Raw genomic sequence first — 23,713 nt, 5'->3', positions numbered from 1 at the left:
AATTGCGCTGTCTCAATGGTGCCCATTCCACCCTGGCCTACCTGGGTCAGCTCACGGGTCGCGAAACCGTGGCCGAGGCAATGCAGTTGCCGCTCATCACCGCCTTGCTCGATCCACTATGGGTGGAGATCCGCGAGGTGCTGGTGGCACCCAAGGGCGTGGATGCAGCCGCTTATGTGGAGAGCTTGAAGCAGCGTTTTTGCAACCCCGCCATCAAGCACCGCACCGCTCAGATCGCCATGGATGGTTCACAAAAGTTGCCGCAGCGTTTGCTGGCGACCCTGCGTGAGCGCATCGCCGCCGGTCTGACCTCACCCAGTATGGCCACAGCGATTGCCGCCTGGATGCACTTTGCGGTGAAAACCGCCCACACCCCCGGTGGCAAACTCAACGATCCGCTGTCTGACGACATTCTGTTTCAGGCGAGAATCAGCCTCCAGCCCAATGAAATTGTGCTTAACTTGCTATCAATCCAGAAAATATTCGGTACCGATCTGATGGCCCATCGTGGTTTTGTGGCCGAGCTGCAGAATGCCTTCTGCGATCTGGCGCGCCATCCTGAAGTGGCCACTGCGACGCAAATCGCCTTGTGATCGACTCTAATCGAATAGCGCTCTTTCTGACTCAACGTCCACCTTCACCCCCTTGAGGAATTGACTCCATGAAAATGACCTTCCGCTGGTATGGCGAATCCGACCCCGTCAAGCTCGAATACATCCGCCAGATTCCCGGCATGTACGGCATTGTTTCGGCCATCTATGACGTGCCGGTGGGTGAAGTCTGGCCACTGGACAAGTTGCAAGCCCTGCGTGGGCGCATTGAAGGCGTCGGGCTGAAGTTTGAGGTGGTGGAAAGCGTGCCGATGCACGAAGACATCAAACTGGGCAAGCCTACGCGTGACCGGTTGATCGCCAACTTCCAGCAAAACATCCGCAACTGTGCCGCCGTGGGTGTCAAGGTGATTTGCTACAACTTCATGCCCGTGTTTGACTGGACCCGCACCGAAATGGCGAAGGTCTTGCCCGACGGCAGCACCACCTTGGCCTTTGATGCCGCGTCGGTGGCTGAAATTGATCCCGAGCAAGGTATATCCCTGCCCGGCTGGGACGCCAGCTACAAACCCGAAGAGCTCAAGAATCTGCTGGCCGAGTACAAGGGCGTCAGCGAAGAAACCTTGTGGACCAACCTCGAATACTTCCTGAAAGCCATCATCCCGGTGGCCGAAGAGGCGGGTATCAAGATGGCCATGCACCCCGACGATCCGCCGCGCCCCATCTTTGGCCTGCCACGCATCGTCAAAAATCGCGACGACCTCGCCCGTCTGGTCAAAATCGTGGACTCCAAGGCCAATGGCCTGACCCTGTGTTCGGGTTCTTTGGGGGCGGATCTGTGCAACAACATCCCGTCGCTGGTGCGCGAGTTTGGTGGCCAGGGCCGCATCCACTTTGGCCATTTGCGCAACGTCAAGGTCGAAGAGGATGGCACCTTTTACGAGTCCACCCACAACTCCTGCGACGGTTCACTCGACATGGCGGCCATCGTCAAGGCTTACTATGACGTCGGTTTTGAAGGTTATGTGCGCCCCGACCACGGTCGCATGATCTGGGGCGAAACCGGCAAGCCCGGTTATGGCCTGTACGACCGCGCGCTGGGGGCGGTGTACCTGAATGGTTTGTGGGAAGCTGTCAGCAAATATGCCCCTACCGCACCCGCTGAACGACCATCACATCCGCACAACTGAGGCCAGTGTGACCCGAAGCAACACGTTTCCCGTAGCTCGGCTTCTTGGAGCCGAGGTTTTTTCCTGTCTCTGTCAGTTTTCTTAACCCGGTCTAATAAGGAGATCATCATGACCTTTCGCAGAACCCTTCTCGCAGCCACCGTTGCTGTTGTCACACTATCGGCCAGTTTTGCCGCCAGCGCTCAAAACGTAGTGCTCAAATCCTCCGACACCCACCCGGCGGGTTACCCGACCGTGGTTGCCGTCGAAAACTTTGGTAAAAAACTTGATGCCGCCACCAGCGGTCGCCTCACGGTGAAGATGTTCCCTGGTGCTGTGCTGGGTGAAGAGAAAGCTGTGGTCGAGCAAGTACAGATCGGCGCCATCCAGATGGCCCGCATTTCCCTGGGCGTGATCGGGCCGATCGTGCCGGAAGTGGATGTGTTCAACATGCCCTTTGTGTTCCGTGACATTGCCCACATGCGTGCGGTGATCGACGGCCCCATTGGTGCAGAACTTCTGGACAAGGTCAGTAACAGTGCAGCCCGCATGGTCGGCCTGGCCTGGATGGACGGTGGCGCCCGCAGCCTGTACACCAAGAAGAAGGTGCAAACCCCGGCTGACCTCAAAGGTCTGAAGGTTCGCATGATGGGCAATCCGCTGTTTGTGGACACCATGAACGCCATGGGCGGCAACGGCATTTCGATGGGTTATGGCGAGGTGTTCAGCGCCCTGCAAACCAACGTGATTGACGGCGCCGAAAACAACCCACCCAGCCTGTTCACCTCCAACCACTACACCGCCGGTACCAAGTTTTACGCGCAGACCAACCACCTGATCATTCCCGAGATTCTGGTGATGTCCAAGGTCACCTGGGACAAACTCGCTGATGCTGACAAAGCCCTGGTGAAAAAGATCGCCCGTGAAGCGCAGATGGATCAGCGTCAGCTCTGGGACAAGAGCGTGGCCGACTACTCAGCCAAGCTCAAGGCCGCGGGTGTGGAATTTGTCCCGGTGGACCAAAAGCTGTTTTTTGACGCCACCGCGCCCGTGCGTGCCAAATACGGTGCCAAGTTCACTGACCTGATGAAACGCATCGGCGACGTCAAGTAAATTTTGGGTCTATCCAGGCCCGATGCGGACGCAGCGGGCCTGGCGAACACTGCCAGGCATTGCCATGAAAAACAAAATTCTGCACTTTAACGACCAGATTTATCTGACCTGTATCTGGACGTCAGGTATCTCGGTGCTGATCATGTCGTTGATCGTTCCCTGGGGCATTTTTACCCGCTATGTGCTGGGCACCGGCTCGCCCTGGCCCGAGCCCGTGGCCGTGATGCTGATGGTGGTGTTCACCTTTTTTGGTGCCTCGGCCGCTTACCGCGCCCAGGGACATATTGCGGTCGCCATGGTGACTGAGCGTCTGCCGAAAAAGCTGCAGCGCCCGCTGGCCAGTCTGATCGACGTGTTGATGCTGATCGTGTCCTTGTTCACACTGGTCTATGGTACCAAGCTGTGTCTGGAGACCATGCATCAGGTCATTGGGCAATTGCCCTGGATGCCCGTCGGCGTAACCTATTTGCCGGTGCCGCTGGGCGGTTTGACCACACTGATTTTTGTACTTGAACACATCATTTTTGGCCCGCAAGGCAACCGAGCTGTGGTGACGTTTGATCATGAAAAGAAAGAAGAGGTGGTCTGATGGACGCACTTGTATTACTGGGCTCGTTCATGCTGCTCATATTGATGGGCATGCCGGTGGCCTATGCCATGGGCCTGTCAGCGCTGATTGGTGGCTGGTACATCGATATTCCACCCGATGCCATCATGATCGCCATTGCCGGCGGGGTGAACAAGTTCTCGCTGCTGGCCATTCCTTTCTTTGTACTTGCCGGCGCCATCATGGCCGAAGGTGGCATGGCGCACCGCCTGGTAGCCTTTGCCAGTGTGCTGGTGGGCTTTGTGCGTGGCGGCTTGTCGATTGTGAACATTCTGGCCTCGACTTTTTTTGGCGCGATCTCGGGTTCGTCGATGGCCGACACTGCCTCGATTGGCTCGGTCCTGATCCCGGAAATGGAGAAAAAAGGCTACCCACGTGACTTTGCGACGGCGGTCACCATCAGCGGTTCGGTGCAGGCCATACTGATTCCACCCAGCCACAATGCGGTGATTTATTCGCTGGCCGCGGGTGGCTCGGTGTCGATTGCGGCGCTTTTTCTGGCCGGCGTGTTGCCCGGCTTGTTGCTCGGGCTGACACTGGCCATCATGTGCCTGTTCATCGCCAAGAAACGCAATTTTCCCAAGGGCCGCGTGATTCCGATGAAAGAAGCACTGAAGATTGTCGTCGATGCCTTGTGGGGCTTGATGACCATCTTCATCATCCTGGGCGGTATCCTGAGTGGCGTCTTCACCGCGACCGAGTCGGCGGCAGTGGCGGTAATCTGGGCCTTCACGGTCACCATGTTTGTTTACCGCGACTACAAGTGGCGCGAGTTGCCCAAACTGGTGCACCGCACCGTCAAGACGCTGGCAATTGTGATGATTCTGATTGGTTTTGCCGCCAGTTTTGGTTACATCATGACCCTGATGCAGATTCCACAGCAGATCACCGGCTTGTTTACCAGCGTCTCGAACGACAAGTATGTGATTTTATTGATGATCAACATCCTGCTGCTGCTCTTGGGCACGCTGATGGACATGGCACCGCTGATCCTGATCATGACCCCGATCCTGCTGCCTATCGTGACCGGGCTGGGTGTGGATTCAGTGCACTTCGGCATGATCATGATGCTCAATCTGGCCATGGGCCTGATCACCCCACCAGTGGGTGGTGTACTTTTTGTCGGCGCAGCGGTCGCCAAACTGCCGATTGAGCAGGTGGTGAAATCACTCTACCCGTTCTTTCTCGCGCTGTTTGCCGTACTGATGGCGGTCACTTATGTGCCCGCGTTGTCATTGTGGCTACCCGAACTGTTGCTCAAGTAAACAATCGCTTGACGTGCCGGGTCAGGAGCCCGGTGCGCCCCAACTCAACTCCTTTCAGTTCAGCGGCATGTTAATCTGGAACATCAGCCCTGCCGTACCCAGCAGGTCGACCTGGGCAGACCAGCCGGGTTTGAACTCATACGCCAGCGCGGCAATCACCCCTGGCGAAAAACCATTGTGATTGAGTGGCACCTTGTTCTCATACGGGGCCTTGTAGCCATATAGCAAACCAGCGGTCCATTTGAAGGACAGTTTGTTCACGTCCCAGATGTTGTGGTACACGCCGCCCCAAGGGTAAATAAAAACACTCTCCTGACCAAACGAATTGCTGAACAGGGTAAAGCCATCGAGCTTGCCGTTTTTGTGTTCCCGCTCCATGCCCACCATGACCACGTTTTCGTGGTCGGTCTTGGGCGAAAAATGCAGCGTAAACGGGCTGGCCTGAAAGCGCAGCTGAATGCCCTGGTCAGCCCAGGATTCGGGCACTTGCGCCAAAGCGGGAGTGGCCAGCTGCGCCACAATCAGGCTGATGAACAGTACACGTATTTTCTTCATAGTGGTCGACTGGATGAGTGTCATGCTGGGTCACGGCCATGCATAAGGGCCGCAGTGTAACGGCAGTGCTTTTCCCGTGGCTGCTGGCACTGACACTTTTGTTGATGAGCAGCGGCTGCGCCTGGCTGGATGCCAAGCAGCGGCAAATCATTTACCGCCCAACCCCCGCTCCCGCTTTGGATCCTAGCCAGGACACCTCTTTCTGGCGCTATGGCGATGAGGCGTTTTTTCTGGAAGTTCCCGGATCAACCCCACCCCAGCGGGTGGCGCTGTGGTGGTTACCCCACTCTGATCCCCGGGCACCAACCCTGTTGTATCTGCATGGCACGTTTCGCCATCTGGTCGGCAATAAGCCCAAAATCGAGGCGCTGCGTCAAGCCGGTTTTTCAGTGCTGGCAGTGGACTACCGGGGCTGGGGCCAAAGCACGGCCATCACACCGTCAGAGACCAGCATCGTCCAGGACGCGCAACTGGCTTGGGACGAGTTGCTACGACGTGAGTCGCGTCCAGCGCGGCGCGTCATTTACGGGCATTCAATGGGTACCGGTGTGGCGGTTGCGCTGGCCAGTCGGCTGTCGCATCCGGCAGACTTTGCAGGCTTGATCCTCGAGTCGGCCTTCACCAGTTTCACCGACATTGCGACCGAGGCCGGTTTTTGGGCCAGTCTGGCGATTCGTTTGAACAATGAACGTTTTGCCTCGATCGACAGGATTACCCAGATTCGGGCACCCTTGCTGATGTTGCATGGTGAGCAAGATCACACCGTACCCATGGTGCTGGGGGAGCGGCTATTTGCTGCTGCCAACGCACCCAAACAATGGGTGCAGATCCGCGAGGCGCAACACAGCGACCTGCAACGGGTCGGGCACGCCGCCTACCAGGCCGCTATCGCCAGATTCAAGGCCGATTACCTGTCAAACCCCCAGTAAAGCCAGCTCTGCCTGCAACTGCTGTGGCGACTCGAAGTGGATGCCATTCCAGCCGAGGGCCTGCGCCACACTGACGTTGCCTTTAAGATCATCCACAAAAACCGTCTGTTCCCCAACAAGTTGATATCGGTCTTGTAACAAGCGATAAATGGTCGGATCGGGCTTGATGTGTTTGACATCCCCCGAAAACACGCCACCGTCAAACCACTGCAAAAAGGCAAATCGCTGCTCCAGCATCCGGGCATAGGGCACCGGCATATTGGACAGGTAGTACAAACCTGTCACGCCAGTACCGGCATCACGGCGCATGCGCAGTTGATCGAGCAGTGCCAGGGTTCCTTCCATGGGCATCAGCCGCTCACCGATGCCAAATACCAGTTGATGCACCGCCTCCAGCGGCAAATCAAGACGCATGGCAGTGCGCTGCACCACCTCATCGTCGGTCAGCAGCCCCTGATCAAAGGCGTGCCAGTCGGCATGGCCAAACACCTGATGGGCCAGCTGTTTGGCGGCATCCACATCGCCCGCCCGCTGGGTAAACACCTGCTGTATCAGCACCGCCGGTTGCCAGGTGAACACCACAGCACCAAAGTCAAACACAATATTCATGGCAGTTTTGCAAATGGATCCGTCAATCAGGCGCGCAGTTTTGCCAGCAGGCCGGCCGTGGAGCCATCCAGCCCGGTGGCGTCACCGCTTTTCAGGCGCGCTTCCACATCTTTGGCCAGTACCTTGCCCAGTTCGACGCCCCATTGGTCAAAACTGTTGATGCCCCACAGACTGCCCGAGACAAACACCCGATGTTCTTGCAAAGCAATCAGGGCCCCCAGGCTGGCAGGGCTGAGTTCGTCGAGCAGCAAGAAGCTGCTGGGCCGGTTGCCCCGGAAGTTTTTGTGCCCGCCGGCATCTGCCTTGCCCAGCATCAGCGCCTGCGCCTGCGCCAGCACATTGGCCAGCAATAAACCCTGATGCCCCGGCAAATCATGTCGGGGTTTTCTGACCGCCACAAACTCCACCGGCACCACATCGGTGCCTTGGTGCAGCATCTGAAAATAAGCATGCTGCCCGTTGGTACCGGGCTCGCCCCAAACCACTGGGGAACTGGCAAAAGGCAATGCAACACCCTGGGCATCGACACCCTTGCCGTTGCTTTCCATCTCCAATTGCTGCAGATACGCTGGGTATCGCTTGAGCGCACTGTGGTAGGGCGCGACCGAACGGCTGGTGAAGCCGTGAAAATTGCGGTACCAGACATCCAGCATACCCAGACGCACCGGCAGGTTCTGTGCCAGCGGTGCAAGCCGGAAGTGTTCGTCCATGGCATGCGCACCGGCCAGGAAGTCCTTGAAACCCTGTGCACCAATGGCCACGGCCAGCGGCAAACCAATCGCCGACCAAACCGAATAACGCCCACCCACCCAGTCCCAGAAACCAAAAGTGGTGCTGATGCCAAAGGCGTTTGCAGCCGCCACGTTGGTGGTCAATGCGGCAAAGTGTCGCGCAATCTGACGCCCGCCCTGCGCTTCGAACCAGGCTTTGGCGCTGTGCGCGTTGGTCATGGTCTCTATGGTGGTGAAGGTTTTGCTGGCAATCAGGAACAAGGTGTTCTCAACCTTGAGTTTTTTCAGCACCGCCGCCAGTTCATGGCCATCCACGTTGGAGACAAAGTGAAACCGCTTGTCGGGTGTGGCATACGCCTCCAGTGCCAACACCGCCATTTGCGGCCCCAGGTCAGAGCCGCCAATGCCGATATTGACCACGTCCGTGATGCTCTCATCACGGCGCACCTGCTCGGCATAAGTGAGCATGGCATCCAGGGTGCAGTGCACATCGGTCAATTCATTAGCTACACAAACGATAGCTTCATTCTCTTTTTGGGATTGCGCCAGAGGCGGATTTCTCAATAACCAGTGCATCACCTGACGCGCTTCGGTGGTATTGATCTTGTCACCCGCAAACATGGCCTCGCGGTGCTGCTCGAGGCCGCTTTGCTGCGCCAGCGCCAGCAGTTGCTGCTCGGTAGCAGCGTCGATCAGGTTCTTCGACAGGTCGGCAAACACATGCGGTGCCGATTGGCTGAAGGCAGCAAAACGCTCGGCGTCTGCCGCGAATGCGGCGCGCAAATCGAAGCTCTGCCCCGTCCGGGCATAGAGTTGTTTCAGTTGTCCCCAGGCAGGGGTGTGGTCACAGCGGGTCGTATGCATATCAGACTCCTAGCAAAAGTTGGTCCAGCTTTTGGGCATCAGCACAAAAGGCGCGAATGCCCTCGGCCAGTTTTTCTGTCGCCATGGCATCCTGATTGAGGGCAAAGCGAAAACCCGCTTCATCAAAAGTCACATGGGCAATGTCCTGCGTCCGGTTGGCCTCGCCACCCAGGGCCCGCTGCAACGGCGCGTCATTTTGGGCGAGTTGTGCCAGCAAATCCGGGCTGATGGTGAGCAGATCGCAGCCGGCCAATGCGGTCACCTGTGCAATGTTGCGAAAACTGGCACCCATCACCTCGGTGGCAATGCCAAACTTCTTGTAATAGTTGAAAATTTGCCTGACCGATGCCACACCGGGGTCGTTGACGCCGGCATGATCCGCTTCCACCCATTGGCTTCCTGCCGATTTTTTGTACCAGTCGTAAATACGTCCAACGAACGGAGAAATCAGTTGCACCCTGGCCTGGGCGCAAGCCACGGCCTGCACAAAAGAAAACAGCAGCGTCAGGTTGGTATGCACACCGCGGCGCTCCAGTTCGGCAGCGGCTTGAATTCCCTCCCAGGTGGCGGCCACCTTGATCAGCACCCGATCAATGTGTATGCCTTGCGCCTGGTACAGTTCAATCAGCCTTTCGGCCCGGGTGATGGTGGCACTGGCATCAAAACTCAGGCGCGCATCGACTTCCGTCGACACCCGCCCGGGAATGATGGCCAGAATCTCGCAGCCAAAACGCACCAGCAGACGATCCATCTGCTCATCCAGCGCGCGCGCCCTGAACTGGGACACGGTCTCCGTCATCAAGGACCGGTATTCAGCCTTTTGGACAGCCTTGAGAATCAGTGACGGATTGGTGGTGGCGTCCTGTGGCTTGAAGGCCGCCATTTGCAAAAAGTCTCCGGTATCCGCCACCACAGTGGTGAATTGTTTGAGTGCATCAAGTTGGTTCATGCCGCCATTATCCGGCGGTGGCGATGCAGACAAATACCAGGCGGTTACCGTGTCAGCTCAAATCGCCGCCACCACCGACACGCCATGGTCTGCCAGCGTCAAGCCGACCTGGCTTCCCAGTGCCAGCACATCGGTGAGGTCGGGTGATACGACAAAAATCGGCCCCAAAGTAGTCTCAAAGGTGTATTCAAAAAAACTCCCCAGATACGCCAGTTTGAGCAGCTTGGCGGGCAGTCCCATGCCATCGCGGTGAATATGCCAGGCCTCGGGGCGCACGGCAACCTTGACCTTACCCGCCGCCACCGGTGTTCGGGAATTGATCTGCAATGGCCCGAGTTGCACGCCGCCGGTCGCATCTGCCACCCCCGGAAACAACATGGCCTCGCCCATGAAACCGGCGACAAACTCGCTGCCTGGGCGCTCGTACATGTCTTGCGGCGTGCCGCGCTGGGCAATCAGGCCGTCGTTCATGACGATGATCTGGTCGCTCACCGCCAGTGCTTCGCTTTGGTCGTGGGTCACGTAGGCCACAGTGAGTTTCAGGCGCTGCTGCAGGCTGCGGATTTCTTCGCGCATATCGCGGCGCAGGCGCGCATCCAGATTGCTCAGCGGCTCATCGAAAAGCAGCACGCCAGGCTCCAGCACCAGTGCCCGCGCCAAGGCCACCCGCTGCTGCTGCCCACCCGAGAGTTCACTGGGCAGGCGGTCGTCGTAACCCACCAGTCCCACATTGCCCAGGGTTTCCACCGCACGACGCGACGCTTCGCTCTTTTCAACGCCCGACATTTTCAGGCCGTACATCACGTTCTCCACCACGTTCATGTGCGGAAACAGCGCGTAGCTCTGAAACATCATGCTCACGTTGCGGTCGGCGGGCCCCAGCGTGGTCACGTCTTTGCCCTGCATCAGAATCTGCCCGTCGGTGGGGGTTTCCAGCCCGGCAATCATCCGCAGCACGGTGGTTTTGCCACAACCCGACGGCCCGAGGATGGTGGTGAGCGAACCCTGCTCGATCTCGAAATTCACCCCCTTGATCACCAATGGCGCGCTTTTGTCGATGCCGTACCGTTTGGTGATGTTCTTGAATTCAACGCCGTAGCTCATGGTGAGTAGGTTCCTGTCAATGGGCCGCGATGGTGTTGAGTTTGAGGCCCGCTTTGCGCCGGCCCAGCTTGCGCTCTCCCACCAGAAACTGGATCAGCGCAATCGCCGCCGACATCAGGATGATCAGCACCGTGCAATAGGCCAGGGCAACGCCGTAGTCGCCGTTGCCAACCCGGCCGATGATGTAGGAGGTGGCGAGTTCGTTTTCAGCGGTGACCAGAAAGATCACCGCGCTCACCGTGGTCATGGCGCGCACAAAGCTGTACACCAGCGCTGCCACCAGCGCCGGTTTCAGGAGCGGCAACACCACATGGCGCAAGGTCTGGAAGGTGCTGGCACGCAACATGACCGAGGCCTCATCGAGCGACCTGTCAAGCTGCTTGAATGCGGCCGTGCCAGCCCGCACCCCCACCGGCAGGTTGCGGAACATGAACGACAGCACAATGATCAGCCCGGTGCCCGTCAGTTCCACCGGCGGCACGTTGAAGGCCAGAATGTAGCTGACCCCCAGCACCGTGCCGGGAATGGCAAACGCCAGCAGGGCGACAAACTCGAACCAGCCCTGCCCGCGAAACTCGGTGCGCGCCAGCAGGTAGGCAATCAGCAAACCCACGGCCGCCGTCATGGGGGCAGCCAGACCGGCGAGCTTGACCGTGGTGAAAAACGAATTCCACGCCGTGCCCGCCCACACCAGGCCAAACTGGCCCCACTCCAGCCCGAAAGCCGTCTTGAAGTGGGCGAAAGTCAGCGTGTAGTCGCGCCCCCAGGTTTGCACAAAACCACCGGCAAAAGCAAACAGATACACCACCACGGTGAACGCCAGCCAAGGGTAGACCACGGTGTTGAGCACCCGGCGCACACCGTCGGGCAGCGCCATCGGGATGCCGGCATCGCCCTTGCCGCTCACAGTGGTGTAGTTTTGCTTGCCCAGCAGGCCGCGCTGCAAGGCAAACACCGCCAGCGCAAACATCGTCAAGATCCACGCCAAAGAGGCAGCCTTGCCCTGGTCGTATTGCGCCCCGACGATGGCAAAAAAGATGTCGGTGGACAGCACCGAATATTGTCCACCCACCACAATCGGGTTGCCAAAGTCCGCAATGCTCTCGATAAATCCGACCAGAAAGGCATTGGCCAGACCCGGCTTGAGTAGCGGCAGCGTCACGGTAAAAAAGGTTTTGCTGCGGCTGGCGCGCAGGGTTTGCGCCGCCTCTTCCATACTCGGGGCCACCCCCTGCACCACGCCGCGCATGATCATGAAGGCGATCGGGGTAAAGGCAAACAGTTGCGCAATCCAGATGCCAAACAAGCCATAAAACCAGCGCGTGGGCGGCATACCAAACGCGTATTCCAAAAATTGGTTCACCACCCCGGCGCGGCCAAACAGCAAAATCAGACCCAACCCGACCACAAAGGGCGGCGTGATGATGGGCAACAGGGCAATCACCCGAAGCGGCGTTTGCACCCGTGGTCCGGCACTGCGCTCGGCCAGCAAAGCCATCATGGTGCCCATGATGACCGTGCCGGTGGCGGTCAGCAGCGCCAGAAACAAGGTGTTCCAGGCCACACCGCAACGCACTCCACCGGCCAGACAGCTCAAGCCCCAGACCCGTTCATGGCCAATGCGCTCAAAAATCGCCGACAGGGCCCAGTGGCCTTCTTCATTCAAAAAAGCACCGTAAAGTGCCTTGGTCACCGGAAAAGCAATAAACAGCAACAGCAGCACCGAGCAGCCGAGCACACTCGATGCAATGAACAAGTCGCCCTTGAAATAACCCCGGCGCGCCACCCCAAAGGCCGTCAGCATGACCAGAGACAGCAAGGCGATGAACGCCCCCATGCCAATGCCATACTGATTCACCGCCAGTTCACCCAGGCTGCTGTTCAGCACCGCAAACGACCAGCCGCGTGCTCCAATCATGAACCCACTGGCCAGCAAACCGATAAATCCGACCAGGCCGCCCGCCAGCAACCAGGTGCTCTGCGGCCGACCGGGTGGTACCAGCAGGCCCACGGCAGCCAGCAGCAGCCCAAGCAAGCCCAGGCCGAGCCAGACGCGCCCATGCGCCAGCATCTGAACCAGTCCGCTGGCCGTTTCCGCACCGCCAAAAATCTGCGGCAGCACGCTGTACCAGGCGGTGTCCTGAATGGCGTACCAAGGCAGCAAAACGTAGGCCAGCAAGCCAGTGATGAGCCAGAGGCGGATCGCCAAATTAGGGTTTTGGTTCACTTGAGGTATTCAAAATGCCTGAGCCCGGACATCCGTCCGTGCTCAGGCCGGCCAGACAAACTTAACGGGGGAGCGAATTGACGTCTTTTTCCCACTTGGCGATCAGGCGCTTGCGCTCGGCCGAAGCACCGTACTTGGCATAGTCATAGTTGATGAACTTGATTTTCTTGAAATCCGGAACATTCGGATCAACCTTGGCCGCCTTGTTGGACGGCACCTGGAACTGCTTGGCCGCAGCGGCCATTTCCTGCGCTGCCGGGGTCAAGGCCCACTCGTAGAACTTCTTGGCAGCTTCCAGGTTGCGCGCACCCTTGATGATGCTCATGGAGCCGATTTCGGCACCCGTGCCGTCGGTGGGGGTAACTGCCTCCACCGGGAACCCGTTGAGTTTTTCACCCGGCGCGTCATGCACAAAGCTGATCGACACCGTGGTCTCGCCGCGCGCGGCGGCCTTGATCGGACCGGTGCCGCTGCGGGTGTACTGGCTGATGTTCTTGTGCAGCTTTTTCATGTACTCGAACGCCTTGTCTTCACCCATCATCTGCACCAGCGTGGCCACCATGGTGTAGGCGGTTCCGCTGGATGCCGGATTGGCCACCTGGATCTCGCCTTTGAGAGCCGGATTGAGCAAGTCATTCCAGGTTTTCGGCACTGGCAATTTTTTCTTCGCCAACAGTTCCGTGTTGTAACCAAAACCCAAAGGGCCGGAATAAATGCCGACCGTTCTATAGCCAGACTGCTGGGCTTGCTGTTGCGCCCAACCCTGTAACTGCGGCAAGGTGGCGGACTTGTACTCCATGGACAAACCCGATTCGGCCGCCTGCAAGTGCGGGTCACCAGTGCCACCAAACCAGATGTCGGTCTTGGGATTGTCTTTTTCGGCGATCAACTGGGCCAGCGCCTCGCCCGAGCCCTTCATCGAGATATTGATCTTGGTGCCGGTGGTCTTGGCGTAGACCGTGCCAATCATGTTGCACCACTCGGCCTGCACCGAGCAAATCACGTTCACCGTCTGTGCCTGCACCAAGCCGCTGGCCAGAGCCAGTGCCGAAACTACCAACACCTTCTTCATAGAGACTCCTGTAAATACAAAAAACCACCGACATGGTGCAAAACTGCACCGACGCCTACGCACCATCGCGATCGCGCTACGAAATATGTCAGTGATATGACTGTACTGCGAAATCACGCCTCAAAACACCGGGGAAACGCCAACTTTTTGACTGAACAGTCAGAAAGTTACACAGATTACACACAATTGTGAAACTAAGTTACAGTTACGCCCGTTTTAACCTCCGTCACCTTCACCCATGAGTTTTGATCTTGTCCTATTTGGCGGCACCGGCGACCTGACCTGGCGCAAACTGATGCCCGCCTTGTTCCAGGCCTTCAAACACGGCACCCTGCCGCAAGGTGCACGCATCATTGGCGTGGGACGCGACGACCTGAGTGACGAACAGTACCGTGAGCTGATTCATGGCCGTTTCGCCCAGGTGGATCTGGCCAAGCGCCCGACGCCAGACGAATTTGCCCGCTTTTGCCAGTTGCTTGAATTTGTCCGCATGGACCTCTCCAAGCCGGACCATTATGTCTACCTGCGTGACAAACTGGCGCAGCGTCAGGTCGACACCGTGGTGATGTACCTGGCCACCGCCCCGAGCCTGTTCACCACCATTTGTGAGCAGCTCGCCGCTGCTGGCCTGAACACGCAGCACACCCGCGTGGTGCTGGAAAAGCCGCTGGGCCACGACCTTGCCAGCAACCGCGCCATCAACCAGGCGGTGGGTCAGGTGTTTACCGAGCACCAGATCTACCGCATCGACCACTACCTGGGCAAGCCCTCGGTGCAAAACCTGTTTGCGCTGCGTTTTGGCAACGCGTTGTTTGAGCCACTGTGGCGACGCGAGCACATTGCCAACATCCAGATCACCATGGCCGAAGAGCTGGGTGTGGAGAAACGCGGCGCGTTTTACGAAACCACCGGCGCGTTGCGCGACATGGTGCAAAACCACGCCTTGCAACTGCTGTGCGCCATCGGCATGGAGCCGCCCATCAACTCGCACGCCGACGCCATCCGCGACGAAAAGCTCAAGGTGCTGCGTTCGCTCAAGCCCTGGACGCCGGAGTCGCTGGCACAGGATGTCATCCGTGGCCAGTACGCCGCGGGCTCGATCAACGGTCAGGCTGTGCCGGGGTATCGCGAAGAACTCGGCGTGAGTCCCGACAGCCGCACCGAAACCTTTGTCGCGCTGCGCACCGAGATTTCCAACTGGCGCTGGGCCGGCGTGCCGTTTTACATCCGCACCGGCAAACGCCTGGCCGGGCGTGATGCGCGTATCGTGGTGAACTTCCGGCCCACACCGCACGCCATTTTCAACTCCCAGATTGGCATGGCCAACCGCCTGATCATCAACCTGCAGCCCAAAGACGGGCTGGAGCTGCATCTGCTGGCCCAGGCCCAGGACAAACGCCAGCACTCCAGCATTCTGGCACCAGTGCAACTGGACCTGGATTTTGACAAACGCTTTGGTGCCGAGCGGGTCGGTGCTTACGAGCGCCTGCTGCTGGACGTGATTGACGGCCGACTCAACCTGTTCGTGCGCAGCGACGAGCAGATCGAAGCCTGGCGCTGGGTCGAACCCATTTTGAAGCATTGGGGCGCCGACCCGCAGGGGCCGCGGCCCTATGCGTCGGGCAGTTGGGGGCCGAGTGCCACCAGCGCCATGATTGCGCGGGATGGTTTTTGCTGGAGCGAAGAAGCATGAAACCGACCCATTTTCGGAGCGACCGCCATGCTTGACCGAATCAAAGCTTCCCTGCCCTCACTGGCTCCGGCGGAGCAGCGGGTGGGCAAACTCGTGCTGAGTGACCCGCGCTCGTTTGCATTGATGCCGGTCAGCGAGTTGGCTGACCGTGCCCACGTCAGCAAGCCCACCGTGGTGCGCTTTTGCCGCAGTGTGGGTTACGACGGACTGTCAGACTTCAAGCTCAAGCTGGCTGGCACTGTAAGCGAGGGCGTGCCCTTCATCCACCGCAGCGTGGACGTGGACGACAAGACCAGCGACATCATGGTCAAGGTGATCGACAACACGGTGGCGGCGTTTCTCAAATACCGCAACGAGGCCTCGGCCAGCGCCATTGACAAAGCGGTAACGGCCCTCACCGCGGCTTACCATGCCGGGCGTCGCATCGAATTTTTTGGCGTCGGCAACTCAGGCGTGGTTGCGCAGGACGCGCAACACAAGTTCTTCAGACTGGGGATCAATGGCGTGGCTTATAGCGATGGCCATATGCAGGTGATGAGCGCTTCTTTGCTGCAAGCGGGTGACTGCGTGATTGTGATAAGCAACTCGGGGCGTACGCGTGACCTGATGGACTCGTGTGACATTGCGCGAAAAAACGGTGCCACCACCGTGGTGATCACCGCCAGCGGTTCGCCGCTGGCCTCGGCGGGCGACATCCACCTGGCCGCCGACCACCCCGAGGGTTACGAGCGTTACAGCCCGATGGTGTCGCGCCTGCTGCATCTGATGATCGTCGACATCGTCGCGACCTGTGTGGCGCTGCGCATTGGCAGCGAGAAACTGCAACCCTTGCTGCGTGAGATGAAAAACAACCTGCGCAACAAACGTTACACCTGATTCTTGATGTTTTGACCTTCCAGCGCATATCTGGATTCATTTGATTGCACTTTTATCAGTAGCAATCATGCACCTTGCATTGGCATCAGGTGCTCGGCCAGACTGGCGTGCAGCGCAGCACCCAGCGGCAGCACCTCGTCGTTAAAGTCATACAGGCTGTTGTGCAAATGGCAGCTACCCAGTCCGTTTTCACTTCCCTGGCCCAGTCGCATGTAAGCCCCGGGTTTAACCCGCAACATGAAAGAAAAATCTTCGGCGCCCATGCTGGGTTCGAGGTCGCGCACCACGTTGGCAGCCCCCACCAGGCGCTCAGCCACATCGCCGGCAAGCAGCGCCTCAGCCGCGGTATTGATGGTGGCCGGGTACATGCGCGTGTAGGTCACCATGGCCGTCGCGCCAAAACCCTGGGCGATGGCGCTGCATAACGCGTTGAGTCGCCGCTCCACCAGTGACTGCACTGTGGGGCTGAAGGTGCGCACCGTACCGACCAAAGTGGCGCTGCCGGGAATGACACTCATGGCGGACAGGTCTCCTGCCTGCAAGCCGCACAGACTGATCACTGCGCTGTCGACCGGCTTGACGTTGCGCGACACAATGCTTTGCACGGCGGTGATGATGTGCCCGGCCACCAGCACCGGGTCAACCGTCTGGTAGGCATGGGCACCATGGCCGCCCTGGCCGGTGATGTCGATGCGGATATGGTCGGCTGCGGCCATCATCGGCCCTGAATTCAGCCCAATGGTGCCGGGTCGCATGGCCGGCCAGTTGTGCATGCCATACACCGACTGCACCGGAAAACGCTCGAACAAGCCATCGTCAATCATCGCCTGCGCGCCGGCAAAACCCTCTTCGCCCGGCTGGAAGATCAGCACGGCCGTGCCGTCAAAGTTGCGGGTTTCAGCCAGGTAACGTGCGGCACCCACCAGCATGGCGGTGTGCCCGTCGTGACCACAGCCGTGCATGAGACCTGGTGTTTGCGACTTCCAGGCAAACTGGTTGTGCTCGGTCATGGGCAGCGCATCCATGTCGGCCCGCAGCCCGATCATTTTGCCGCTGGCTTGCGCTTGGCCCTTGATCAGCGCCACCACACCGGTTTTGCCAAGACCGGTGTGAATTTCGTCGACGCCACACACTTCGAGGGCCTGTTTCACCCGCGCCGCGGTATACCGCTCTTCAAATCCCAACTCGGGATGCGCATGCAGGTCGCGCCGCAGCGCGGTGATTTCGGGATGAAACGCCGCAATGTGCGCAAAGGCACGGCCATGAACCATCAAGCCCATTGTCAACTCCAGTGCCGCCAGACCAGCATGGCGGTGGCAAAGCCCATAGCGTAGCGCAAGCCGCGGCAATTTTGGTGCAAGCGACTACGCTTAAACTTCGGCTCACCCTCTGCCAACAGGCCCATCCTATGATCTTTATCACCGGCGGTGCCGGCTACATCGGCTCGCACACCTGCGTTGAACTGCTCAACGCGGGTCACGACGTGACCGTGTTCGACAATTTCTGCAACAGCCAGCCCGAATCGCTGACGCGGGTCGAACGCATCACCGGCAAGAAAATTCAGTTGATCGAAGGCGACATTCGGGATCAGGCCGCACTGGCGGCGGCGCTGCAACGCAGTCAACCCAGCGCAGTGATCCACTTTGCCGGGCTTAAAGCCGTGGGCGAGTCGGTGGCTGAACCGCTCAAGTACTACGACAACAATGTGCTGGGCACAGTCAAGTTGCTGCAGGCCATGCAAACCTGTGGCGTGAAAACCCTGGTTTTCAGCTCCTCGGCCACGGTGTACGGTGACCCGCAGCGCCTGCCGCTGACCGAAGACCACCCGCTGTCAGCCACCAACCCCTACGGCCAGACCAAGCTGGTGATTGAAAACATGCTGCGCGACCTCTGCGCCAGTGATCCGGCCTGGCGGGTTGGCATTCTGCGTTATTTCAATCCGGTGGGCGCCCACGCCAGTGGTCTGATCGGAGAAGACCCACAGGGTGTGCCCAACAACCTGCTGCCCTTTGTGGCGCAGGTGGCGGTGGGGCGACGCGCCTTTCTCAACGTCTGGGGTGCTGATTACGCCACGCCCGACGGTACCGGCGTGCGCGATTACATCCATGTGGTGGATCTGGCGCTTGGGCACCTGGCAGCACTCAACACCTTGCAGAAAGACCCCGCTTGCAGCTTTGCAGTCAATCTGGGCACCGGTACCGGCTACAGTGTGCTCGACATGGTGCGCGCCTTCGAGCAGGCCAGCGGCAGACTGATCGCATACAAAATTTCGCCTCGGCGTGCCGGTGATGTGGCCGCCTGCTATGCCGACCCAGCGCTGGCGCACCAGATGCTTGGCTGGCGGGCACTGCGCAACCTGAAAACCATGTGTGAGGACAGCTGGCGCTGGCAAAGCGGCAACCCCAACGGCTATAGTACGGACCTGACATGATGGACAGGGGGAGTGAAGATGACACAACAACACGGAGCACCGCATGGCTAAAGGCATGATTCTGGCGGCCGGCCAAGGCACACGGGTGCGGCCTTTGACCAAGGACCTTCCCAAGCCGATGATCCCGATTCTGGGCAAGCCGGTGATGGAGTACCTGATCGAGCATCTGGCCAGCTACGGCATCACCGAGATCATGGTGAACGTGGCGTTCAACCACCACAAGATCGAGCAGTATTTCGGTGACGGTCACCGCTGGGGTGTGCAGATTGGCTATGCCTACGAAGGGGTGCGCGAACAGGGCGAGATCGTGCCCAAGCCATTTGGTTCGGCCGGTGGTATGCGCCGCATCCAGGACTTCAGCGGTTTTTTTGACGAAACCACGCTGGTGTTGTGTGGTGATGCGCTGATCGACCTCGATATCGGCGCGGCCCTGCATGAGCACAAGACCAAAGGTGCCATTGCGAGTGTGGTGGCGCTGGATGTACCGCTGGCCGATGTGCAAAGTTACGGCATCGTGGTCGCCGACGATCAAGGCCAGATCCAGTCGTTTCAGGAAAAGCCCAAACCGGCTGAAGCCCGGTCGACGCTGGCCAGTACCGGCATTTATATCTTCGAGCCCGAAGTGCTCAAGCTCATTCCGCCGGGCAAGGTGTACGACATTGGCTCGCAGCTGTTCCCGCAGCTGGTGGAAAACAAGCTGCCATTTTTTGCCCAAAAACGATTCTTCAACTGGATCGACATCGGCCGGGTCAGTGACTACTGGGCGGTGTTGCAACGGGTGCTGCGCGGTGAAGTGGCGCAAATGAACATGCCGGGGCGCGAGATCCGGCCCGGCATCTGGGTTGGACTCAACACCAACATCCCCTGGGATCAGGTCACCATCGAGGGGCCGGTCTACCTTGGCTCAAGTGTGCGGGTCGAGCCCGGTGCCAGCATCATTGGCCCGAGCTGGATTGGGCATGGCTGCCACATCCGCTCTGGCGCACGGGTGATTCGCAGCATCCTGTTTGAGTACACCCGGATTGCCGCCGACATGCAGTTCAAGGACATGATCGTTTCACCCACCTATTGCGTTGATCACGCCGGTGACGCCCTGTACCGGGGTGACGAGACAGCCCAACTGCGCTGGGGTGACTCGCGCGCCTGAGACTTTTGACCGTGCTGGCGCCGACCGGTGGCCGGCACTGTTTTTTCCCGCTCTTTCCTTATTTTCAGCATGACCACTCCCATCCTGATCCAGCCCGTCGTCCTGTCCGGCGGCTCCGGCACCCGTCTGTGGCCACTGTCACGCGAGAAATACCCCAAACAACTGCTCAGCCTGGTGGGCGACGACTCGCTGTTGCAGGCCACGGTGCGCCGAGTGATGGGCACACCCGGTGTGACGCTGACCGCACCGATGGTGGTATGCAACGAAGAGTACCGCTTTGTCATTGCCGAGCAGTTGCGCCTGCTCGGCACCGAGGGCACCGTGGTGCTTGAGCCTTTTGGCAGAAATACCGCCCCAGCGCTTACCCTGGCTGCACTGGCAGCTCTGCAAAACGCAGCAGATCCGGTGCTGCTGGTGATGCCAGCTGACCATGTGATCACGCAAACTGCGGCGTTTCAGGATGTGGTGAGCCGCGGAGCGGCTCTGGCCGCCAATGGCGCGGTAGTCACCTTTGGCATCACGCCCGATCTGCCCGAGACCGGTTACGGCTACATCCAGGCCGGTGAACTCTATGACGCAGCGGCGGACGCATCGGCCAGGACCATTGCCCGCTTTGTTGAAAAACCCGATCTGGCCACCGCACAAGGCTACCTGGCCGAGGGCAACTATGGTTGGAACAGTGGCCTGTTCATGATGCGCGCCAGCGTCTGGCTGGCCGCTCTGGGCAATTGCCGCGCCGACATTCTGGCGGCCTGCCAGAGTGCCTGGGATGCGGGCAAGACCGACGGCGAGTTTGTGCGTGTGGGACGTGACGCCTTTGCTGCCTGTCCGAGTGACTCGATCGATTACGCAGTGATGGAACGTATTGCGGCACAGACACAAGGGGCCAGCCATGCGGGTGCCCTGCCCCCCGGTGTGGTGCTGCCTCTGGATGCGGGCTGGTCCGATGTGGGTGCCTGGGACGCGCTGTGGCAGGTGCTGCCCAAAGATGACCACGGCAATGTGGCGCAGGGTGATGTGCTGCTGCAGGACTGTGCCAACACGCTGGCCCTGTCCGAAGGCCGGCTGGTGGCCTGTGTCGGGGTGAGCGACCTGGTGGTGGTGGAGACGGCCGACGCCATTCTGGTGTCGCACAAGGACAAGACGCAGGACGTCAAGAAAATTGTGGACCGGCTCAAAAGTCAGAAGCGTGCTGAGGGCAGCATTCACCGCAAGGTGTTTAGGCCCTGGGGCTGGTACGACGGGGTGGATGCGGGTGAGCGCTTTCAGGTCAAACGTATTGTGGTCAAGCCCGGGGGCACCTTGAGCCTGCAGATGCACCACCACCGTGCCGAGCACTGGATTGTGGTCAGCGGCACGGCCAAGGTCACCAAGGGCGACGAGACGTTTTTGCTGTCAGAGAACCAGTCGACCTTTATCCCGCTGGGCACCACGCACCGGCTGGAGAACCCGGGGCGTGTGGCGCTGGAGATGATTGAGGTGCAGTCGGGCAGCTATCTGGGTGAGGATGACATTGTGCGGTTTGAGGATGTTTACGGGCGCTGAAACGAAGCCTGGCGAAACGGCAGCATTCACTGTTATTTTTGTAGCTTAAAACCTAGATATATATTGGGCTAGAGGCTTATCTTGTTCAAGTACCCGGCCTCAGGGCTTGCCTCTTGCAACAGGGTGAAATCCGCAAAGTCAAACCCTGGCCCTACCATGCACGCCACCAGTGAGTAGCCTTTTGACGACGTCAAGGCAAGGCTGACCGGTCGTGCGGCCTGCCAGTGGCCGGCAGCGATGGTGTGTTGCGGGCGCTGCGCCCGATCGACCTCCACCGGCCCCAACAGCATGCAGGTGGCGGTTTCGCCCCTTCCGTTCCAGTGCCACAAATGCAGTGCGTCCCCCTCCAGATGCACCCACACCTCGTCCGAGCGCACCCGGTGCCAGCTCGAATGCTGGTGGGCCTCAAGCAGAAAGTAAATGCTGGTCATGGCGCAGCGCAAAGGGCGCGCGTCCTGCGGCTGTACCCACTCGGCTGAGCGAAACACTTCGGCATACCAGCCGCCCTCGGGATGCGGCTGCAGTTGCAGGGTGTCGATCAGTTCGCGCGCACGGGGCTGCATGGCGCACGCACTTCAGAGGCCACCCAGCCCCAGCCGCTGGCAAATCTGCAGCGTGGCAGCGCTCTGGTTCAGGCTGTAAAAGTGCAGGCCCGGCGCACCACCGCTGCGCAGTTGCTCACACAAACGTGTCACCACATCCAGCCCAAACGCCTTGATGGAGGCACTGTCGTCGCCAAAGCCCTGCAGCCGCAGCCGGATCCAGCGCGGGATCTCGGCACCGCAGGCATCGCTGAATCGCATCAATTGCGTCGAGCTGACAATGGGCATGATGCCCGGAATCACCGGCACCGTCACACCCATCGCGTGGGCGTCTTCAACAAAACTGAAATAAGCATCGGCGTTGTAAAAATACTGGGTGATGGCCGAGTTGGCCCCTGCCCGCACCTTGGTGACAAAGGCTTTGATGTCGCTGTCAGCCGATCGGGCCTGTGGGTGAATCTCGGGGTAAGCCGCCACTTCGATGTGGAAATCATCACCGGTCTCGGCACGAACAAAGGCCACCAGGTCGCTGGCGTGCTGAAACTCACCCCCGGCACCGTAACCGCTGGGCAAATCCCCGCGCAGCGCCACCAGCCGCTTCACCCCCATGGCCTTGAGCGTGGCAAGCTGCTCTCGCACCCGCTGGTGAGTGGCTCCAACGCATGAAAAGTGCGACGCTGCCGTCACACCATCGGCCAGAATGTCGCGCACCGTACTGAAGGTGCCCTCCTGCGTCGAGCCTCCAGCACCAAAGGTCACGGAACAGAACTCCGGCTTCAGGGCATACAGTTGCTGGCGTACCAAGCGCAGCTTGGCCGCACCCTCCGGGGTCTTGGGTGGAAAAAACTCGACGCTCAGGGGAAAAGGTTTTGGGTCCATCATTCACTCTCCGGTATCCGGGGTTTGTTCGCCGTGATAAAAAACTCGCGGTTGCCATCACCACCCGCGATGGGTGAATCCAGCCAGTGGGTCACCCGCAACCCCAGCCCGGCACAGGCCTGGCGCAGGCGCTGCTCGACCACCGCATAGAGCGCCACATCCTTGACGATGCCACCTTTGCCGACCTGGCCGGGTTGCAGCTCAAACTGTGGCTTGACCAGCGTCAGCAAGGTACCACCTGGCCTGAGCAAGGGCAGCAAGGCAGGCAGCACCAGGGTTTGCGAGATGAACGACAGGTCGGCCACAATCAGCTCAAACTCGGGTACAAAATCGTCTTCGGCTGTTCCGGCGCTACTCGCCTCGTTTTCAAGATCAAATTGACCTGTAGCGCTTATTCTGTCTTGGTAAGCAGCTACTAAATCAGAGGCGTTTAAGGTGCGGGCGTTACACCCTTCAACGCACAGTACGCGCGGATCGGCCCGCAGGCTCGGGTGCAACTGGGCACTGCCCACGTCGACGCCAACCACCAGCGATGCGCCATGTTGCAGCAGGCAGTCGGTAAATCCACCGGTGCTTTGCCCCACATCCAGACACTGCCAGCCAGCCGGATTGAGGCCCAACTGCCTCAACGCGGCTTCCAGTTTGAGCCCGCCACGTGACACATATCGCGCCTCGGCGTTGTCGAGCAGACGAACCTGCGCATCTGCGGGCACCTCGTCGCCGTTTTTCGCGACGCGGCGCCATGCCTCACCCTGCAGCCACTGCACGCCCGCCGCGATCAGGCGCTGCGCCTGCGATCGCGTGCTGGCGAGCTGGCGCTGCACCAGCAATTGGTCAATGCGCACTGCTTTTCGC

General features: G+C 59.4%; 21 protein-coding genes and 1 pseudogene. 11 read left to right on the top strand and 11 right to left on the bottom strand.

All coding sequences use genetic code 11. The features are described from left to right. The 5 genes and pseudogenes from KBF66_RS06690 to KBF66_RS06670 all read left to right on the top strand — a co-directional run. Positions 1-593 (top strand): annotated as a pseudogene (locus KBF66_RS06690) (mannitol dehydrogenase family protein); the annotation flags it as partial. Positions 594-661: 68 nt separating this feature from the next. Beyond that, positions 662-1,741 carry a mannonate dehydratase gene (uxuA, locus tag KBF66_RS06685; RefSeq protein WP_296654335.1) on the top strand — a complete coding sequence of 360 codons (1,080 nt, stop codon included), beginning with the start codon at positions 662-664 and terminating at the stop codon, positions 1,739-1,741. Between the two features lie 108 nt (positions 1,742-1,849). Further along, positions 1,850-2,833, top strand: coding sequence for a TRAP transporter substrate-binding protein (locus KBF66_RS06680; RefSeq protein ID WP_296654333.1), 984 nt, complete (start codon positions 1,850-1,852; stop codon positions 2,831-2,833). 64 nt (positions 2,834-2,897) lie between these two features. Next, the gene (locus KBF66_RS06675) at positions 2,898-3,422 is read left to right on the top strand and encodes a TRAP transporter small permease (RefSeq protein WP_296654331.1); all 525 of its coding nucleotides are present in this window, start codon (positions 2,898-2,900) and stop codon (positions 3,420-3,422) included. Then, positions 3,422-4,705, top strand: coding sequence for a TRAP transporter large permease (locus KBF66_RS06670; RefSeq protein ID WP_296654329.1), 1,284 nt, complete (start codon positions 3,422-3,424; stop codon positions 4,703-4,705). Before KBF66_RS06675 ends, KBF66_RS06670 begins: the two co-directional genes overlap by 1 nt. A 54-nt stretch (positions 4,706-4,759) precedes the next feature. On the opposite strand, the gene KBF66_RS06665 is transcribed toward KBF66_RS06670, so the two are convergent. Further along, positions 4,760-5,260, bottom strand: coding sequence for a hypothetical protein (locus tag KBF66_RS06665; protein WP_296654326.1), 501 nt, complete (start codon positions 5,258-5,260; stop codon positions 4,760-4,762). 38 nt (positions 5,261-5,298) lie between these two features. Here KBF66_RS06665 and KBF66_RS06660 point away from each other — a divergent pair, with 38 nt between their 5' ends. After that, positions 5,299-6,189, top strand: coding sequence for an alpha/beta fold hydrolase (locus KBF66_RS06660; protein WP_296654325.1), 891 nt, complete (start codon positions 5,299-5,301; stop codon positions 6,187-6,189). Here KBF66_RS06660 and KBF66_RS06655 read toward each other — a convergent pair. From KBF66_RS06655 to KBF66_RS06630, 6 genes are all read right to left on the bottom strand, one after another. Next, a complete protein-coding gene (locus KBF66_RS06655; protein ID WP_296654323.1) occupies positions 6,175-6,798 on the bottom strand; it encodes an HAD family phosphatase in 624 nt (207 codons plus the stop codon). The genes KBF66_RS06660 and KBF66_RS06655 overlap by 15 nt on opposite strands. A gap of 26 nt (positions 6,799-6,824) precedes the next feature. Beyond that, positions 6,825-8,393 (bottom strand): glucose-6-phosphate isomerase, encoded by a 1,569-nt coding sequence (pgi, locus tag KBF66_RS06650; protein WP_296654320.1) that lies wholly within the window; start codon positions 8,391-8,393, stop codon positions 6,825-6,827. A 1-nt stretch (position 8,394) separates the two neighbouring features. Beyond that, positions 8,395-9,342, bottom strand: a complete 948-nt coding sequence (gene tal, locus KBF66_RS06645; protein ID WP_296654318.1) for a transaldolase — start codon at positions 9,340-9,342, stop codon at positions 8,395-8,397. Positions 9,343-9,399: 57 nt separating this feature from the next. Then, positions 9,400-10,446 carry an ABC transporter ATP-binding protein gene (locus KBF66_RS06640; RefSeq protein ID WP_296654316.1) on the bottom strand — a complete coding sequence of 349 codons (1,047 nt, stop codon included), beginning with the start codon at positions 10,444-10,446 and terminating at the stop codon, positions 9,400-9,402. 16 nt (positions 10,447-10,462) lie between these two features. Beyond that, positions 10,463-12,673 carry an iron ABC transporter permease gene (locus tag KBF66_RS06635; RefSeq protein WP_296654313.1) on the bottom strand — a complete coding sequence of 737 codons (2,211 nt, stop codon included), beginning with the start codon at positions 12,671-12,673 and terminating at the stop codon, positions 10,463-10,465. Positions 12,674-12,734: 61 nt separating this feature from the next. Further along, positions 12,735-13,745: an ABC transporter substrate-binding protein gene (locus tag KBF66_RS06630; protein ID WP_296654311.1), complete on the bottom strand. Its 1,011-nt coding sequence runs from the start codon at positions 13,743-13,745 to the stop codon at positions 12,735-12,737. 238 nt (positions 13,746-13,983) lie between these two features. Between KBF66_RS06630 and zwf the strand changes: the two genes are divergently transcribed. Both zwf and KBF66_RS06620 read left to right on the top strand, forming a co-directional pair. Continuing rightward, positions 13,984-15,438: a glucose-6-phosphate dehydrogenase gene (gene zwf / locus KBF66_RS06625; RefSeq protein ID WP_296654309.1), complete on the top strand. Its 1,455-nt coding sequence runs from the start codon at positions 13,984-13,986 to the stop codon at positions 15,436-15,438. Positions 15,439-15,465: 27 nt separating this feature from the next. After that, positions 15,466-16,314, top strand: a complete 849-nt coding sequence (locus tag KBF66_RS06620; RefSeq protein ID WP_296654307.1) for an SIS domain-containing protein — start codon at positions 15,466-15,468, stop codon at positions 16,312-16,314. A 65-nt stretch (positions 16,315-16,379) separates the two neighbouring features. Here KBF66_RS06620 and KBF66_RS06615 read toward each other — a convergent pair whose 3' ends face one another. Then, positions 16,380-17,594: a M20 aminoacylase family protein gene (locus KBF66_RS06615; RefSeq protein WP_296654305.1), complete on the bottom strand. Its 1,215-nt coding sequence runs from the start codon at positions 17,592-17,594 to the stop codon at positions 16,380-16,382. A gap of 128 nt (positions 17,595-17,722) precedes the next feature. Here KBF66_RS06615 and galE point away from each other — a divergent pair, with 128 nt between their 5' ends. From galE to KBF66_RS06600, 3 genes are all read left to right on the top strand, one after another. Continuing rightward, positions 17,723-18,745 carry a UDP-glucose 4-epimerase GalE gene (galE, locus tag KBF66_RS06610; protein WP_296654302.1) on the top strand — a complete coding sequence of 341 codons (1,023 nt, stop codon included), beginning with the start codon at positions 17,723-17,725 and terminating at the stop codon, positions 18,743-18,745. Between the two features lie 55 nt (positions 18,746-18,800). Then, positions 18,801-19,892 (top strand): NDP-sugar synthase, encoded by a 1,092-nt coding sequence (locus KBF66_RS06605; protein ID WP_296654357.1) that lies wholly within the window; start codon positions 18,801-18,803, stop codon positions 19,890-19,892. Positions 19,893-19,961: 69 nt separating this feature from the next. Further along, positions 19,962-21,437, top strand: a complete 1,476-nt coding sequence (locus KBF66_RS06600) for a mannose-1-phosphate guanylyltransferase/mannose-6-phosphate isomerase (RefSeq protein ID WP_296654301.1) — start codon at positions 19,962-19,964, stop codon at positions 21,435-21,437. A 68-nt stretch (positions 21,438-21,505) separates the two neighbouring features. On the opposite strand, the gene KBF66_RS06595 is transcribed toward KBF66_RS06600, so the two are convergent. Genes KBF66_RS06595 through KBF66_RS06585 form a run of 3 tightly spaced genes read right to left on the bottom strand, consistent with a single transcriptional unit; the run spans position 21,506 to position 23,703 of the window. Next, positions 21,506-22,000: a cupin domain-containing protein gene (locus KBF66_RS06595; protein ID WP_296654299.1), complete on the bottom strand. Its 495-nt coding sequence runs from the start codon at positions 21,998-22,000 to the stop codon at positions 21,506-21,508. A gap of 12 nt (positions 22,001-22,012) precedes the next feature. Beyond that, entirely contained in the window at positions 22,013-22,858 is an 846-nt protein-coding gene (gene metF / locus KBF66_RS06590; RefSeq protein ID WP_296654297.1) for a methylenetetrahydrofolate reductase [NAD(P)H], read from the bottom strand. Continuing rightward, positions 22,858-23,703 carry a TlyA family RNA methyltransferase gene (locus KBF66_RS06585; protein ID WP_296654295.1) on the bottom strand — a complete coding sequence of 282 codons (846 nt, stop codon included), beginning with the start codon at positions 23,701-23,703 and terminating at the stop codon, positions 22,858-22,860. The genes metF and KBF66_RS06585 overlap by 1 nt, the downstream gene beginning before the upstream one ends. Positions 23,704-23,713: the final 10 nt, after the last annotated feature.

It is taken from the genome of Rhodoferax sp. (assembly GCF_018063565.1).
Taxonomy (GTDB): Bacteria; Pseudomonadota; Gammaproteobacteria; order Burkholderiales; family Burkholderiaceae_C; genus Rhodoferax.
Note: the sequence above shows the minus strand (reverse complement) of the source record. Positions and strands in the feature narration are given on the sequence as shown.